15 protein-coding genes are annotated in these 17,098 nt (G+C 35.6%); 5 read left to right on the top strand and 10 right to left on the bottom strand.

The window, feature by feature from the left end; genetic code table 11:
- The first annotated feature begins 72 nt into the window (after positions 1–72).
- Together AAC601_RS18085 and AAC601_RS18080 are read left to right on the top strand one after the other, a co-directional pair.
- Positions 73–960: an ABC transporter ATP-binding protein gene (locus AAC601_RS18085; protein WP_340154042.1), complete on the top strand. Its 888-nt coding sequence runs from the start codon at positions 73–75 to the stop codon at positions 958–960.
- A gap of 10 nt (positions 961–970) precedes the next feature.
- On the top strand, positions 971–4,618 hold the full coding sequence (locus AAC601_RS18080; protein WP_340154041.1) for a M1 family aminopeptidase: 3,648 nt from the start codon (positions 971–973) through the stop codon (positions 4,616–4,618).
- 141 nt (positions 4,619–4,759) lie between these two features.
- Here AAC601_RS18080 and AAC601_RS18075 read toward each other — a convergent pair whose 3' ends face one another.
- The 8 genes from AAC601_RS18075 to AAC601_RS18040 form a co-directional block, all read right to left on the bottom strand.
- Entirely contained in the window at positions 4,760–5,215 is a 456-nt protein-coding gene (locus tag AAC601_RS18075; RefSeq protein ID WP_340154040.1) for a hypothetical protein, read from the bottom strand.
- Positions 5,216–5,241: 26 nt separating this feature from the next.
- A complete protein-coding gene (locus AAC601_RS18070; RefSeq protein WP_340154039.1) occupies positions 5,242–6,732 on the bottom strand; it encodes a transporter substrate-binding domain-containing protein in 1,491 nt (496 codons plus the stop codon).
- Positions 6,733–6,945: 213 nt separating this feature from the next.
- Positions 6,946–7,491 carry a DUF4199 domain-containing protein gene (locus AAC601_RS18065; RefSeq protein ID WP_340154038.1) on the bottom strand — a complete coding sequence of 182 codons (546 nt, stop codon included), beginning with the start codon at positions 7,489–7,491 and terminating at the stop codon, positions 6,946–6,948.
- Positions 7,492–7,519: 28 nt separating this feature from the next.
- Positions 7,520–7,981 (bottom strand): nuclear transport factor 2 family protein, encoded by a 462-nt coding sequence (locus AAC601_RS18060; protein ID WP_303271687.1) that lies wholly within the window; start codon positions 7,979–7,981, stop codon positions 7,520–7,522.
- Positions 7,982–8,070: 89 nt separating this feature from the next.
- On the bottom strand, positions 8,071–8,766 hold the full coding sequence (locus AAC601_RS18055; protein ID WP_303271686.1) for an RNA pseudouridine synthase: 696 nt from the start codon (positions 8,764–8,766) through the stop codon (positions 8,071–8,073).
- Between the two features lie 25 nt (positions 8,767–8,791).
- Positions 8,792–10,375, bottom strand: coding sequence for a peptide chain release factor 3 (locus AAC601_RS18050; protein ID WP_340154037.1), 1,584 nt, complete (start codon positions 10,373–10,375; stop codon positions 8,792–8,794).
- Between the two features lie 124 nt (positions 10,376–10,499).
- Positions 10,500–12,905, bottom strand: coding sequence for a TonB-dependent receptor (locus AAC601_RS18045; protein WP_340154036.1), 2,406 nt, complete (start codon positions 12,903–12,905; stop codon positions 10,500–10,502).
- 99 nt (positions 12,906–13,004) lie between these two features.
- Positions 13,005–13,541, bottom strand: a complete 537-nt coding sequence (locus AAC601_RS18040; RefSeq protein ID WP_303271684.1) for a hypothetical protein — start codon at positions 13,539–13,541, stop codon at positions 13,005–13,007.
- Between the two features lie 188 nt (positions 13,542–13,729).
- Here AAC601_RS18040 and AAC601_RS18035 point away from each other — a divergent pair, with 188 nt between their 5' ends.
- Positions 13,730–14,161, top strand: coding sequence for a (4Fe-4S)-binding protein (locus AAC601_RS18035; protein ID WP_340154035.1), 432 nt, complete (start codon positions 13,730–13,732; stop codon positions 14,159–14,161).
- 39 nt (positions 14,162–14,200) lie between these two features.
- On the opposite strand, the gene AAC601_RS18030 is transcribed toward AAC601_RS18035, so the two are convergent.
- On the bottom strand, positions 14,201–14,887 hold the full coding sequence (locus AAC601_RS18030) for an energy transducer TonB (protein WP_303271682.1): 687 nt from the start codon (positions 14,885–14,887) through the stop codon (positions 14,201–14,203).
- 95 nt (positions 14,888–14,982) lie between these two features.
- Complete coding sequence (gene mazG, locus AAC601_RS18025; RefSeq protein WP_340154034.1) at positions 14,983–15,783, bottom strand: nucleoside triphosphate pyrophosphohydrolase; 801 nt, start codon at positions 15,781–15,783, stop codon at positions 14,983–14,985.
- A gap of 133 nt (positions 15,784–15,916) precedes the next feature.
- Here mazG and AAC601_RS18020 point away from each other — a divergent pair, with 133 nt between their 5' ends.
- The gene (locus tag AAC601_RS18020) at positions 15,917–16,138 is read left to right on the top strand and encodes a hypothetical protein (RefSeq protein WP_013454918.1); all 222 of its coding nucleotides are present in this window, start codon (positions 15,917–15,919) and stop codon (positions 16,136–16,138) included.
- Positions 16,139–16,303: 165 nt separating this feature from the next.
- Entirely contained in the window at positions 16,304–17,038 is a 735-nt protein-coding gene (locus AAC601_RS18015) for a head GIN domain-containing protein (protein WP_340154033.1), read from the top strand.
- Positions 17,039–17,098 lie beyond the last annotated feature (60 nt).

Genomic DNA, 17,098 nt, shown 5'->3' with positions numbered 1-17,098 from the left:
TTCATAGGTGCAACTATCTTAATTAAAAAATAATTATATTGTTTTATTTTTAAAATAATCCAATAAAAAATTATGCAACTATCAATCCAAAATTTATCAAAAACTTACTCCAATGGAGTTAAGGCTCTTAATGATGTTTCACTCAATATTCCAACCGGTATGTTTGGTTTATTGGGTCCCAATGGAGCCGGAAAATCTACGCTGATGCGAACCATAGCAACATTACAGGATGCTGATTCAGGAAGTATAATGCTCGATGAATTAAATGTGATGGAAAATCCTCAGGCAATCAGAGAACGATTGGGTTATTTACCTCAAGATTTTGGTCTATACCCAAAAATCAGTGCAGAAGTAATGCTGGATCACATCGCGCAAATGAAAGGGGTAGGAAACAGAGCAGAGCGAAAAGAACTAGTAAATAGCCTTTTAGAAAAGGTGAACCTCTATGATCATAGAAAAAAAGCATTAGGCACTTATTCTGGAGGAATGCGCCAACGGTTTGGAATTGCTCAGGCACTTGCTGGAAATCCAAATTTGATTATTGTAGATGAACCAACGGCTGGTTTGGATCCGACCGAAAGAAATCGTTTCTATAATTTGCTTAGTGAAATAGGCGAAAACACAATCATAATCCTATCAACTCACATAGTGGAAGATGTAAGTACGCTTTGTTCCAATATGGCAATCATATGTAACGGAGAAGTCTTAATGCAAGGAAAGCCAACAGATGGTTTACAGCTGTTACAGCATAATATTTTTGCGAAGATCATTAAAAAAGATGAGCTAGAAGCGCATAAGCTTAAATATAAGGTGATCTCCACTAAATTGAAAGAAGGTAATTTAGCCTTAAGAGTAGAAGCTGACAGTAATCCTGGTAATGGATTTGAACAGGTTGAACCCAATCTTGAAGATGTGTATTTCAGTCATATCTCTAAAAAAGTTGATCCTATAACACTATAAATCCACAGCTATGCTTAACATATTCATATTTGAATTAAGGTACAGATTCTCCAGACCTGCTACCTATATGTACTTTGGAATATTGCTACTTGTTTCGCTCTTACTTTTTGCCTCTGGTAGCACCCCGGCAACAGAAAAAGTATTTCATAATGCACCAATCACGATTGCAAATCTCATGCTCGTTGTGTCTCTTTTTGGTATTTTAATAGCCTCAGCAGTAATGGGTGTTCCCATGTACAGGGATATTGAACATAAGACTGGGACATTTCTTTTTAGTTTACCTATTAGTAAAAACGCCTACTTCATGGGTCGCTTTTGGGGTTCATTTGTGACATTGCTATTTATATCATTGGGAGTGGTAATAGGGATTTATTTAGGGACAATAATAGGAGCTGCTACAGGATGGACACCTGCTGAAAGGTATGGACCCAATTTATTTATGAATTATTTCCATCCCTGGATTACTTTAGTGGTGCCAAACTTATGGTTCTTCTCAACTCTTTTTTTCGCGCTGATTATTTTTACAAAAAATATTAAAGCCATTTATTCAGGAGGAATCATTGTATTCATTATTTATCTGCTTACCAATTTCTTATCAAATGATTTGGATAATAAACAATTGGTTCAAATTTTAGATCCAATAGGGCTTAACTCATTTATTATTCAAGTTGAGTATTTGACTCCGTTCGAACAAAACTCTTATCGAGTAGATATATCAGGAAACTTACTAATTAATAGAATACTGTGGATTTCAATTGGTTTCTTTCTGTTTATAGCTTCCTACTTGCGATTCAGTTTTAAATACTTCTTTCAAGCAACAAGCAAGAAGCCAAAAGCAGAAACAGTTGAGAATTTCACTTCGACAACTCTCCTTAAAAAGGTAAGCACTTCATTTTCAAATATATATCAAAGAAGAAGTTTAATTACTCTGTCCAAATTGGAGATTAAAAATGTATTGAAGGATAGCTACTTCAGAGCGATACTTCTAGGGGGTTTGGTATTTCTGGTAATTGATTTTTGGATTGGGTCCACTATCTATAGTGTACCCAACCAGCCCTCAACTTCATTTTTGATGCAATTTAAAGGCTATGATTATGTGGTTTTTGTATTTATCATATTAGTCTTCTTTGGAGGAGAAACTTTGCACCGAGACAAAAGCTCGGGCTACTCATCAATCAGCGATACCTTTCCAATAAAAGATGGCGTAGTGATTGCTTCCAAATTCTTAGGGATGGCTACTATTTGCCTACTATTAGCCTCTTTACCTATAATTGTAGGCTTGGTAGTACAAACTTTGAAAGGCTACTACAATTATGACATTGGAGTGTATTTGGTTGATAGTTTCTTAATTTCCTTTCCTGATTACCTGCAAATGTTGATGTTAGTTTTTGCCGTGCATTTAATAGTCAACAATAAATTTGCCGGGCATGCAGTAAGTATTGGAATTTGGTTAGTTATGATCGTTCTCAGGGATTTCGCTGATTTCAATTTCAACTTATTCTTTTTCTCTTATAAACCCGGTTATTTGTGGTCAGATTTGAATGGCTTAGGCCATTTTGGTGCACCGCTACTTTGGTTTAATTTATACTGGACTGCTTTCGGTGTTTTTCTTATTCTATTCTTCTCGCTCTTTTATGCAAGAGGTTCAGATATCAATTTCCGAAAGCGATTGCAGCAAGGTAAAGGCCGTTTGAAAAATTCTACAGCCATCCTTTCCTATGTGCTACTATTTACTTCCATTGCTTTGGGCGGCTATATTTTTAAGACGGTGGTGTACACTAATGGATATATAACATCTACTGAAGCTGAAAAGCGACAAGCGGACTACGAAAAACAATTAAAGAAATATGAGTTTATAGCACAACCCAAAATTGTAAGCGTGAAAGTAGATGCGGAAATCTTCCCCAAAAAGCGAGATGCTTTCTCAAAAGTCTTAGTTGAAATGGTGAATAAAACCACTGAACCGATAGACTCCTTGCATCTAAATTTTTCCGGGGCCACTTTTTTTCATGCTCTCTATAATAAAGATACGCTGGACTATCGCTTCCCATTATCTTACGATAAACCTAAATTCCAAATTTTTGGAAAGAAGGAAGAAAAACCTTGGTACAAAATCTATGCTTTGCCAAAAACATTGATGCCTGGTGATACATTAGAGCTAGAATTACATTCTGCACTCACTAATCAAGGCTTTGCCAATAGTGGGTATTCCAGAGAAATTGTCTACAATGGAACATTCATTGGTCAAAGCATGCCATCAATAGGCTACAGCAGCGGCTCAGAACTAAGCAGTGATGAAAAGAGGAAGAAATACGATCTTCCTGAAAAGATTGATGATTTACCTCCGCACGATGATCCATATGGAATGCGAACTATGTTATTCAATGACGATGCAGATCTTGTCACTTTTGAAGCTACGGTTGGGACTTCATCGGATCAAATTGCAATTGCTCCTGGTTATTTGCAAAAGGAATGGACCGAAGGAGACAGAAGGTATTTCCATTATGTTCAGGACTCTAAAATCGATTTGTTTTACAATCTTGTATCAGCTGACTATGCTGTTTATAGTGATAAAGCAAAGGTTCCAAATGGAAGTGATGTTAATATAGAAATTTTCCATTTAGCTTCACACGACTACAATCTTGATCGCTTTTCAGCTGCTTTTAAAGATGGAATTGAATATTTTTCCACCGTATATGGGCCATATCAATTTCGTCAAATGAGGCTTCTAGAATTCCCAAGGTATGCGAATTTTGCTCAGTCTTTTCCTAATACTGTCCCCTATTCTGAAGGCTTTGGCTGGATAGCTGATTTCAGTGATCCTGATGATTTTGATTATGCCTATTTTGTAACAGCACATGAATTGGCCCACCAATGGTGGGGACACCAAGTAGTACCAAATTCTACACGCGGAGCTAACCTTATCTCAGAATCTTTAGCAGAATATACTGCCTTAATTTTGAGTGAAAGGAAATATGGAAAGGCTAACATGAAATCATTTCTTGAGGACGAACTAGATGGATACTTGAGAGGAAGAGCATTTGAGTCAAAAAAAGAAAACGTTTTTATTGACTGTAATAGATCTTACCAATGGTATAGAAAAGGAAGCTTAATTTTATATGGCTTGCGAGATTTTATTGGTGATAGTTCAATGAATAAAGCTATCAGAGGATTTAGAGATGAATTTGCACATAAAGAAACTCCTCCTTTTGCCGGTAGTCACGATTTATATCGCCATTTTGAATTGGTTACTCCTGATAGCTTGAAATACTACTTGGAAGATACCTGGAAGAAAATCACACTTTATGAAAACCGAGCTATCACCGCTTCTGCAAAGAAACTGAATGATAATTTGTATGAGGTTACTTTAAATATAAGTTCGCAGAAACTTTACGCAGATAGCACCGGTCAAGAGTCTCCGGCTGATTATGATGGTGATTATATGGATATTGGCATTTTTGCAGCTCAAGATAAGGATGAGCAAGGCAGAACCAGAACAAATCCATTATATCTTGAAAAGCATAAGATCCAGCCTGGTGAGCATACCATTACCCTGACAGTAAAGCAAGAGCCTATTACTGCTGGGATTGATCCGCTTAATAAACTGATTGATAGAAGAAAGGATGATAATACTGTAGATGTGGAAATAATAGATTGACGAAATTGTCTGACATTATATAATTCTAAAAGTAAAAAGCTTCATTGAGTTTATCTTCAATGAAGCTTTTTTTATGTTCGTTAAAAAAAAGTTCTTCAATTATAATTAGTAAACCGTATTAGTAGCAAGGCTCGTACAATTTTAAAGTTCAATATCCTCCAATTCCAATTCTTTAGTCAAATATTCAATTACTTCATTTTCTTCAACAGAAACACCATCAGAGGCACTTGCAAATAAGTACATGGTCTCCACAACAAACTCTTTTGAAGTTACATTTTCATTAAAATAATCCTTTAAAGCTGTTAAAAATTTAGATTGCCATTTATCTAAGTTTTTTAATAGATGCCGAAATTCGGCTCTGTATATTAACATCAAATTTTCTTCTTTTTCTTCTCCTAAGTCTTCTGAGGCAAATTCGTTTCCTAAAATTTTTGCAAGTCTTTTAACAGTAATCCATTCTTCTTGATCCATTATGCCATCACTCATTACCACACGAAGAGCTGGAAAAAGATTGACGATATATACAAATTGCTCTCTATTTAATTTAATATAGCGGTCTTGAGTATATTCTTTAAATAGTTGGTCGATTTTTGACATTATTTTTATTATTAAGGTTCACGGCTTTAGATAACTGGTGCGTTCGATTTTTTAATAACTTCTGGTGAAGTTAACAATAAAACATATTGCTGGTACCTTTCTAAAATTTCTCTGACATAATTTACCGGCTCCTCACCTCTACAATACCCATATTTCACAACAGGATCCGTATAATATTTTTTCTGCGATTTTAAAAGAAGGTATTTTTCCACATTATCCTCCCATTTCGTTGGGTCACCTTCATATTTTTTGGTAAGCCTGATCGCATCTTGCATATGGCCTATTCCCACATTATATGCTGCAATTACAAATTTCTGTCTTTCCACGCTGTCTTTTACATGTTTCTTGAAATTGCGTTGAAGCCAATTTATATAATTACCGCCTGCTGATAAACTTTCACTTGGATCAAATAAGTTAGTTGCACCAAATTCACGAGCGGTCGGTACCATCATCTGCATCAATCCCTTAGCCCCTGCCCAAGATTCTACATTTGGATCAAATTTGCTTTCTTGATATATCAAAGCCGCCAATAATTTCCAATCCCAACCAATATTTTCAGCAGTCTCTTTTATCTCTTCATCAAAAGGAGAAAGCTTTTCTCCCTGTACAGAGGAAAATTCAGAAAAAGATCTGTCAACTGAGCGTTTGAGATTTTTAAAATACTTGTTATAGATAACATAGTAGTCCGTTTCCTTTTGCCTAGCCTCCAACCAATTGTTAATATTACTTTCCAGAGAGTCCGCATTGGACCTTAAAGCCCATGCAATCTGTTGAGAAAAGCTAATTGGTGTTTTTACATCAATTATAGGATAATAAGTAGCATTCAACATGGCTACATCCTCATCTGCCACCGTATAATCTATCTCGCCTTCTGCCACCATTTTGATTAACGTTTCTACTTCCAAACTGCTACTATCTTCAATAATCACTATATCTCCACCTATCTCATCCGAAAGATTTGCCAAACGGGCTGAAAAAGCAGAACTCTTCCGAACATGAACTTCTTTTCCTGTCAACTGGATGGGGTCTCTAATTAACTCATTTTCTATTTCATGAATTTTCATTTCTCTCCAATTCTCTGGCTTTTTTTGAACTAGTACCTGTCTTGCAAAATACAGTGGATTCGTAAAATCAACGTATCGCTTTCTTTCTTTAGTCACTGTTAAATTAAAAGCCACAATATCTGCCTCCCCTCTATTTACTTTTTCAAGAGCCGAAGAAATACTATTATCTTTGATAATTTTAAGTTCCACTCCTAAGTCTTCAGCCAACCAGTTGAGCATTTCATATTCATAACCCATCGGTTGCCCTTTATAAATGAAATAACTAGTCGCACTATTATCAACTACCGCAGTGATGTATCCTCTTTCTTTTATTTTGTTAAAATCAAAATCTACCGGTTCAATGTCGTAAGAAAAATCTTGAGATTGTGAGTCCGTTTTAGTGGAACAAGCTCCTATTAAACTTATAAGTAGTATGGTCAGTACGTAAAAAGACTTGTTGAAAAATTTCATCATATCTTTATTTTAAGGTTGACAATATAGCCATTAAATATATGAGCAGGTAAATAGCCCATACATTTTCGACTGATTGCATATTTTTTAAGATAATCATATCTCCATCTAAAATACTGAAAATAAATTAAATGGTTTAAAAAGCTGATAGTCTAAAAAACAAAAAAGCCATCCAAATTATTGTTGAATGGCTTTAAAACAAGATTTTCAGTACTATTAAAATTCTTCTTCTTTATTTTTCTTTTTGTTGATCCCGCCAACTATCAAAGCTCCAATGGCACATAATACTAATTTCCATAAATACCCCAATGCTTGGCCTTGTAAAGAGAATCCTTTCTCAACTCCTTCCGCCATACCATCAATCATTTCAGTATTTGACCCTCCTCCAACAGCTTCCATTACTTTCATTGTATTTTCCATTTGAACCTCAACCAGGATTGGAATAATTTCAGGATCAATGAAATTATATAAGATATAATCAAATACTGTCCCAATAAATATCCCAACAGCTAAAATCACAAAAGCATTTAAAAAAGCTTCTTTGAAGCTCATATAGCCTCCGATTTTAGACCGATAGTCTCTACCTGCATAAATCGTAATACCAAGAAAAATTATAAGCAAAACAAATGGCATATATGAATCTACCATCATTGTTATATCAATCAAATATATTATCAGAGTGATAATGACGGACACTAATCCTAGTATGATTCCCCACTTTATTGAATGTTGACCTGTATTTGCTTCTTCTTGATTTTCCATGTGTTTAAAATTTAGGTTATAGTTTAATTTAGTTACAATTGTTTTTCTTTCTTGAATCAATGATATAAATAATTTTCCAATTTTCATCTATTTTGATGAACTGAAATGAATTTATGCCGCAATGGCTTAAATTTTCTCCCAAATAAAATTTATAATCCATCCAAGCATTTGCTACTGTGCCATCAGATTGGATACTTAAATTCTCAATTTGCTCATCCCACATTTCGCCTTTGTTGTTTGCTACTGCATCTAACCATCCGGAAGCTCCATTTAATGGACTGACTTTATTTCCCTTACCATCTACGCTTAGGCTCTGCATTTTCACATTTTGGTGCATATATGGAGCCATTTTGGAAGTGTCTGATTCTCGCATTCCATCAAAAATATTATGAATAATTTCAGCTATGGCGATAGAATCCTTCTGATGATTTTGGGCTAAAGCATTACACGAGATGAACAGTGCAAAACAGACTAGAAGTATGTTTTTCATAATTACAATTTATATTAATTGAAATTCAGAAAAAACAAACATGAATACAATGGTAATTACATCAATGGTAAAATCACCCCTCTTAAGAACTAGATCACATCTTCGAAAAAAGACCACACAAAGGCTTTTGGAATAGGACTTACCACATTAAAAGGTTCTTTCTTAACAGGGTGTTCGAAGCTAATTGCTCTTGCATGCAATGCAATAGAACCGTCCTTGGTTGGTTTAGGGAACCCATACTTAACATCTCCAATAATTGGACATCCAATTCTGGCCAATTGCACTCTGATTTGATGTGGACGACCTGTGTGAGGTTTTACTTCAATTAAATTTCTGTCCCCTAAGGCACGAACTAATCTATAGGATAAGGTAGATTTTAGACCTCCTTTTTTATCGCTCAGGTGTGCATGAGTTAGGTTTTTATTGGAATCTTTCTTTAGCCAATGTGTAATTGTATCCTCTGTTTTTGGCGGTCTTTTTTCTGTTATAGCCCAGTAAGTTTTGTCTACCTTCCCATCATGAAACAATTTCGAAACTCTTTCTAATGCTTTGGAAGTCCTGGCTAAAACCAATGTTCCGCTTACTGGCCTATCAATTCGGTGAGGAGTTCCACAAAATACTTTTCCTTGCTTATCATACTTTTTTGCAATGTATTCTTTAGCATGTTCTGAAATTGGAGTATCACCAGTTTGGTCACCTTGCACCAACATCCCTGAAGGTTTATTTACCACCAATAGGTGATTATCTTCATACATTACAATCTGTAAAAAATCTTGATAAGTCATAGGTGAAAACGCTAATTTTTTAAATTTAAAATTCAGACTGAAAATGAAATTCTATTTCAGGGAAATTATCTTGAACCATTTGAAGCCAAGCTTTAGTTTCCGCCATAAACACCATTTTCCCATCTTTGTCTTTGGCAATATGTCGATATTTAGACTTTACAAATTCATCTAATTTCTTCTTATCAGTACTACTGAACCAACAAGCTTTGTATAAATTCATAGGAGCAAATTCACAGGAAGCGCCATATTCATTTTTTAATCGGTGTTGAATTACCTCAAACTGAAGATTACCTACAACACCTACTACTTTTCTCGCTCCCATTTCAAAAGTAAACAATTGTGCCACTCCTTCATCCATCAACTGAGTTAGGCCTTTATCCAATTGTTTAGTTTTCATTGCATCCTTATTGATTACTTCTTTGAAGATTTCAGGAGAGAAGGATGGAATTCCTTTGTAAACCCCTTTCTCGCCTTCTGATAAGGTATCACCAATTTTCAGGTTTCCAGTATCAAACAAACCTACAATATCCCCAGGAAAAGCCTCATCTACGGTTTCTTTATCTTGTGCCATAAAAGCAGTGGCATTGGAGAATCGGAATTTCTTATCGTGTCTAACATTTAAATAGCTACTACCCCTTTGGAATTTCCCGGAACAAATACGAACGAAAGCAATTCTATTTCTGTGTTTAGGATCCATATTGGCGTGAATCTTAAATACAAAGCCAGAGAACTTATCTTCATTAGGTTTAATAATTCTGTCCTCTGTGGCCCTTTCTTTAGGAGCTGGAGAAATATTAATAAAAGTATCCAACATTTCCTTTACCCCAAAACTATTAATGGCAGAGCCGAAAAATACTGGAGCTACTTTTCCCGATAGATATTCTTCTTTATTCAATTCAGGATAAACGCCTTCAATTAATTCTACATCTTCTCTCAGCTGATCTGCCAAAGAATCCCCAACATTTTTATTCAGGTTCTCATCGCTTAGATCTTTTATTTCAATACCTTCTGCAGTCAATTGCTGCTTGCTAGCTTTGAAAATCAATAAATTTTTACTGAACAAATTATAAACGCCTTTGAAGGATTTCCCCATTCCTATCGGCCATGTCAGAGGTCTAACTTGAATGTCTAATTTTTCCTCAATTTCATCGAGCAAGTCATAAGGATCTCTTCCTTCCCTATCTAGTTTATTGATAAAACAAATCACAGGAGTATTTCGCATCCGGCAAACTTCCATGAGCTTCTCTGTTTGCTGCTCAACCCCTTTTACACAATCTATCACCATCACCACGCTATCCACGGCAGTTAAAGTTCTGTACGTATCTTCAGCAAAATCTTGGTGGCCAGGCGTATCTAGTAAGTTGATTTTTATGTCTTTATATTCAAAACCCATTACCGAAGTGGCTACAGAAATACCTCTCTGTTTCTCAATTTCCATCCAATCGGATTTGGTAGCCGTATCTATTTTATTAGACTTTACGGCCCCAGCTTTATTTATGGCACCACCAAAAAGTAAAAGTTTTTCAGTTAAAGTTGTTTTCCCAGCATCTGGGTGCGCAATAATACCGAAGGTTCTTCGCTTACTTATCTCTTGTTCTAACTTATTCATATAGATTTCTCAATGAAGATGCAAAATTACAAAGAATGATTGGTAATAAGAATCGAAAAGGCAAATCAAAAGAAAAGAATCAAGAGATAAAGCAATTGCTCATCCCTTGAAATTTTCTAAATTATTAGAATCCAAAATTCAATGAAATTATATAATTTCTTCCTGGTGCCGACATTCCAGAACTATATGGTCTATATCTTTGATCAGTAATATTTTCTAGCCCCGCGTTGATATTAAAATCATCCCAAAGTTGGTAGCTCATTTTAAAATTAAGCGTGTACCAAGCGGGAGAATACGTATTTCCATTATCATCTAAGGCATAAATTTCAGTTTTTGTCCTTTCTTCTACAGCTAAATCCGAATGAGATCGTTCAGCTTGATAATTTGCATATAGCTGTAATACGAAATCATTTGACTTGAAATTCAGTCGTGTGGTTCCAAATGTAGGAGCTGCATGCCTGGATGGACTTATAGAGCCGTCATCCAGTTCTTCTTCACCCTTTTGATAATTTAAATCAGAAGAAAATTGAAAGCCTGCTGGTAATTTCAGTTCAATTCCCGCTTGAAGTCCATAAACATTGGCAACCGCTGCATTTTGAATGGCCTGCACCCTACTCTTGACGCCATCAAAAACGATACTATCCCGCCCATTTAACTGAAAATCTCTTCGAACCATGGCATCATTGAGCAAAGTGTAATAAGCCGTAAGGTCCAATTTCAAAAAATCATTAAAGATTTTAGCCACTCCTATATCCCAGTTATAAGCATATTCAGCCTTCAAATTGGGATTGGGTATCGTAACTGCACCAGCTTCTGAATCGAAAACCTTCCCTATATCATCCACATTGGGTGATCGGAAAGCCGTTCCGAAATTGGTATTGATTGCCCAAGATTCTTCTGGGCGATAAACCAAACCCAAACTACCGGTTAAGGCCCCGCTATTGATCTTGGCGTCCGTAAATGGAAGGGCATAAAAAGTAGTATCAAAGGTTGCATCCAATACAAATCGATTGTAGCGAATACCTCCTTGTAAGCTGATTCTATCGGATGGTTTATATTCGTAATTGGTATAAACTGCCATGGAACTCCATGTGGATTCAGGATATCTTGCCCCTGAATTATTAATTTCCCCCGAATTAATATTTTCTTCCATCCCAGTAGAATGCACATCGTTTAAAATATATTCCGCCCCATAAAAAACAGTACTTTTACTTCCGATCTTCTTAATGAAATCTAGATTTGCAGAATAAGCGCCCACTTCCTCGGCTCTGTTTCTTCGGATTTCATCCTGAAAATTTCTATCTATCCTGCTTTCCTCAAATTGTTGTTGTGCCAAGCGAATAGATATCTGATCAAAAAATTTAGACGGTTTGGAATGGGTAATATTCAAATTATTCATCATCCACTTTTGTGGGCCATATCTCCATTCTGCATATTGAGGATTCCCGTCTAAAACCCGATTATGACGATCATAACGCCCATAATCAGAAGTTTCAGAATAATGAAACCCATATTGAAAATCCCAGTTTTCGTTGGGCTGGAACCTGACTTTTTGCATGAAATTCTTTTGGGTATAAGCCGTAGGGTTTTGGATTAAAGGATCTTCTTGTTCTACCAATCTATCCTCACCTTCAATCCGATCTACATAATAAGTTTTCAGATAATCATCAGAGCCAGTTATCCCCTGTTTTAAATGGTCATAATCCCATCTACTGGCACTGGTGACAAAAGCCCATTTATTCCAGCCATATTTAATATCAGCGTGAATGGTTTTCTCATTATTAGCAGAAGAATATCTAGTATTTACTTTTCCTGAAATTAGAATACTATTTGAATCTGATAACTCAGGAGTTAAGGTTTGAAAACTCATGACACCGCCAATGGCATCACTTCCATAAATAACAGAACCAGGGCCAAATAGAACTTCTGTAATTTCTGTGGCAAAAGGATCAAGACTAATAACATTTTGGATGTTCCCTCCACGAAAAATCGCATTGTTCATTCTGACGCCATCAACAGTATAGAGCAAACGGTTAGTTGCAAAGCCCCTGATCATAGGACTTCCTCCTCCTTGTTGGCTTTTCTGAATATAGACTTTTCCTGAAACTCCCAGTAAATCAGCAGCAGTTTGCGGATTTTGCAATGCCACTTCTTTAGGAGAAATAGAAATCACTTTAGAGGGTATATCACCTGAGTTTTGTCTCCAACGGGTAGCTGAAACCACCACTTCGTTCAAATTGAAATTATTTGGGTCTAACTTGATATTAAAGCCTGAAGATTTAATCTCTTCAAAACTTAAAACTACAATTTGATAGCCCAGCCTTTGAAATTGAATTTTGTGCGCTCCTGCTAAAGCAGAAATATCAGCTTGGCCTTTATTATTAGTGTTGATAAACTCGTTCATTTCCTCACTGATGATACTCACCATTTCAATAGGCTCTGCAGTTTGTGCATCCTTAACAGTAATAGTTTGAGAATAGGCCATAGCAATATTGCCTATCAATAAACTGAGTAATACTATATTCCTCATTAAAAATTTTTAGTTTATAAATAATTTAAAAAATAGAAGATGTACTGCTTATAAGAGGGTACAACTACCCAAGTTAGTCAGTAAAACAAAAAGAAATATTTAAACTATCATTTGAGGAGGTGGGGATGGAATAGAGTTGATATAATCTTCAAAAATGAACTCGTAGGCTATAGATGAATTTGACATTCTATTGAAATGCAATGCACTCCATTGAAATACTTTCTCTGAAAAGAGTGATTGATAAAATGTAATCAGTTTTCCTTCTTTCTCTTTCTTATCAGAGTGATTTCCTAAGAGAGTATTGACAACTTCGGCTAAATTTTGATTTAAGCTTGTTTCTTCATGATCCCACCAGCACCAATATTTTACGCTATCTGCCGTTTCAGCAAACTCCACTACATCATACATCTCTCCCAAATATTCAAATTCTTTGGAGTGCTCCCATTCTAATTTTTCCTTAGCTTCGGATTTACTGAGTTGAATTAATACCAATTCAGATCTGTCTAGCCCGTCAATAATTTTCCATTTTACTTCCCGCTTAATCTGATACTTTTGGTGGTTTAGATAAAGATAGGTCACCATAGCAGGTGCTATGAGGCAAAAAAGTAACGATATGAGGATAAGTTGCTTTTTCAATGCCAATTTTTCTACAGTGTAAACTTACAGCTTTTTAGTGGACTAGTTTAATGACACACAATATCTTCCATAAAAGGTAAATCACATTGATCAAATCAAAAAAGTAACTGATTGAAACTTTTATACTGCTATTTTATTTTCTCTTTGAAAAATCATTAACTTATGTGAAGAATAAAACGAAAACTGAGATGAAAGTAAAACCGACCATCAAAGCATATGAAACAGATGATTTAGTAGTAGAATGGCAACCTTCACTATGTATTCATAGCGAAAAATGCTGGCGTGGACTTCCAAAAGTATTCCGACCTAATGACAAACCATGGGTTTATTTGGAGGGAGCTACAGATGTTAATATCAAAGAACAGGTCGATACCTGTCCTTCGGGAGCCCTTTCTGGTTATTGGAAAAACAAAAAAGATGAATCCCAAGCCAGCCCTAACTCCGCCCAAGTTGAAGTCAGCAAAAATGGCCCATTAATGGTAAGAGGTAAAATTGAAATTAAGCACGCAGATGGAAAAAGCGAAGCAAAGGAAAAAGTAACAGCCTTTTGCAGATGTGGAGCTTCAAGTAATAAACCCTTTTGTGATGGCAGCCATAGTAAGATTGGGTTTGAAGGATAGAAAGAAAGCCTAATTGATAGGCCTTCTTTCTAATTTAAATCACCTCAATTTAAAGTAAATAGGAATAGTCATTTTCACTCTTACTGCCTGCCCTCTTTGCCTTCCGGCTTCCCATTTCGGGGCATTTTCAAGAACACGAATGGCTTCTTTATCAATACCTTCAGAAACCCCTTTCAAGACTTCCACCTGAGATAAAGAGCCATCTTTCTCGATCACAAATGACAACACGACCCTGCCCTCAATATTTCTTCTTTGTTCAAATGAAGGATATTCAATTGCATTACCAACATATTCATAAAATGCATCCATGCCACCATAATATTTAGGCTTTACCTCTAGTCCAAAATTACCATGAACACTGTTATCTTCTACTTTTTCTTCTGGAATTTCGAAGTCATCACCAGGATCGAATAAATCTTTGATCTCAATCTTTTCTTTTTGCTGGTCTTGCTTAGGCAACTCCTTTACCTCCACTATATTTACATCCCCTTTAGGTTCAGGCAATTTTGGTGGCTTGGGTTTAGGGGGTTGGGAAGTACGAATTACATCATCATTTAAGAAGACTAGCGGCTCTTCTACAGGAAAATCGACTTTCTCTTCTTCAGTTATAAACACCTTGAATTCAAAGGCAATAAAACAAAGGGTAATTGCTACAACTAATCCTATATTAAAGAATAAGGGACGTTTAGCGTACAATTTTCGAGTTGCATTTTTGAAATGTTCCATAGTGAATAATCATTTAAGGTTAAACATGATTATCCATACACCTATGGTTCTAACGCAAGACACTTGCATTAAGTATAAGGAAATTAGAATTAAGTTTAAATCTTTTTGGCTTTCTCCCAATAAACATCCATTTCCTCCAAGCTCATTTCCGAGATTTGTTTACCTTCTTTTTTACTTTCTGACTCTAAATAATTGAATCGTTTAATGAATTTCCTGTTAGTTTTTTCAAGGGCCTCTTCCGGGTTTATCCCTGCAAAACGAGCATAATTAATTAGACTAAACATTAAGTCACCGAATTCCTCAGTAGCTTTTTCCAGAGTGCCCGATTCTTCTTCTACTTTGAATTCTTGCATTTCCTCTTCTACCTTGCTCCAAACCTGTTCTTTTTTGTCCCAATCAAAACCTACTCCTCTTGCTTTTTCCTGTATGCGGATGGATTTTATTAGAGCAGGTAATGACTTGGGAACACCACCTAAAACAGATTTATTTCCTTTTTCCTTAAGCTTGATTTTTTCCCAATTTTCTTTGACTGCTTTTTCATCATTTGCTTCCACATCGGAATAAATGTGTGGATGACGATTGATCAGTTTATCTGATATTCCATTTAGCACATCTGCCATGTCAAAGGCTTTCTGCTCATCTGCCATTCGGGCGTAAAAAACAATATGAAGCATGAGATCACCCAACTCTTTCCTTATCTCTTCCAAATCATTATCTAAAATTGCATCAGATAATTCGAAGGTTTCTTCAATGGTCAAATGACGAATACTTTCAATAGTTTGCTTCTTATCCCATGGGCATAGATTCCGAAGCTGATCCATTATCGTAAGTAATCGATCAAAGGCTTCTAATTTCTCATTTCTTCTGTTATCTGGGTAAATTTGTACTTCTTTCATGTGACTTATCTGATGATTTTGAGAAAAGCACAAGTTAAGAAACTTTGCTTTCTTAGTAGGCGTTATCAAATTAGAATGTTAAATTTGTAAATCGAAAAAAAGAGGCAAAGTAATTGTCTGAAATCTTAATATTATGACTACTTTTTTATTAGCAATTGGATTGATAGGAGCGTTTTTTATTTTAATGTCGGTAAGATTATTATTTATAAAAAACGGAGAATTTAAAGGAACTTGTGCATCACAAAGTCCATTTTTAAATAAGGATGGTGAAGCTTGTAGCTTTTGCGGTAAGCAACCTGGCGAGCAATGTGCAAATCCTGACTCCGAAGTCAATAAGGTTCTGAATAAATTCTAATTAATAATATAGATTATTTTAAAGAAAGCACAGTGAATTTTTTCATTGTGCTTTTTTTATGTTAGAAAAAATTCGAAATATAGGATAAGAAACAAAATATTTTAGGATTCATGCAACCAATCATTTTTTTCTTGCATCTTTAAAAAGAAACTAACCCATAAACACATGAAGAATTTAGTATTAGGCCTTGTAATGATTTTGTTTGCATGTCAAGCACAATCACAGGAATCAGAAACCCGCTCTTTGTCTGATTTCACATCAGTCTCTTCGTCTCAAAGCATTCGAGTTATTTTGAAAAAAGGAGATGAAGCAAAGGTGGATGTTAGCACTACCGGTGACTTAGAAGATGTTATTACCGAAGTTAAAGGTGGTAATCTAAAAATTGAAATGGAATCTAACAAAATGTTCCGAAATATTGAAGTAGAAGTTACTGTCTATTTCCAAGAACTAGAAAGCTTAAAAGCAAGCAGCTCATCTAGAATGACATCCGAAGATTTGATTGAAGCTTCAAATATTGACATTAGAGGCTCCAGTTCAGCCAGGATGGACCTTAATGTTAAAGCTACAAATATTGAAGTCTCAGGATCCAGTTCAGCTAGAATTTCAGTAGAGGCTGAAGCTAATAATATAGAATCTCAAGTCAGCAGTTCTTGTAGGTTCACTTTATCTGGAAATGCAGAAAATTTTGAAGCACAAGTTAGTAGCTCTGGAAGAATTGATGCATCTGAATTCACTTGTCAAAATGCTGATTTAGCTGCAAGCTCCTCAGGAAGGATTGAACTAAATGTAGAAGAAAAATTAATTGCAAAGGCTTCATCATCGGGTAAAATTACCTATGGCGGAAAGCCGGCTTTAGTTGATGCAGATTCTGGATCAGGCGGAAAAGTATCTAAAATGTAAAAAAGGTATTCATTAAAAAAGGCTGTCTAAATTAAGATTAGACAGCCTTTTTGCTTTTAA

The organism is uncultured Marivirga sp., assembly GCF_963974845.1.
Taxonomy (GTDB): domain Bacteria; phylum Bacteroidota; class Bacteroidia; order Cytophagales; family Cyclobacteriaceae; genus Marivirga; species Marivirga harenae.
The sequence above is the reverse complement of the archived record's forward strand: the minus strand, read 5'-3'. Positions and strand labels throughout refer to the sequence as shown.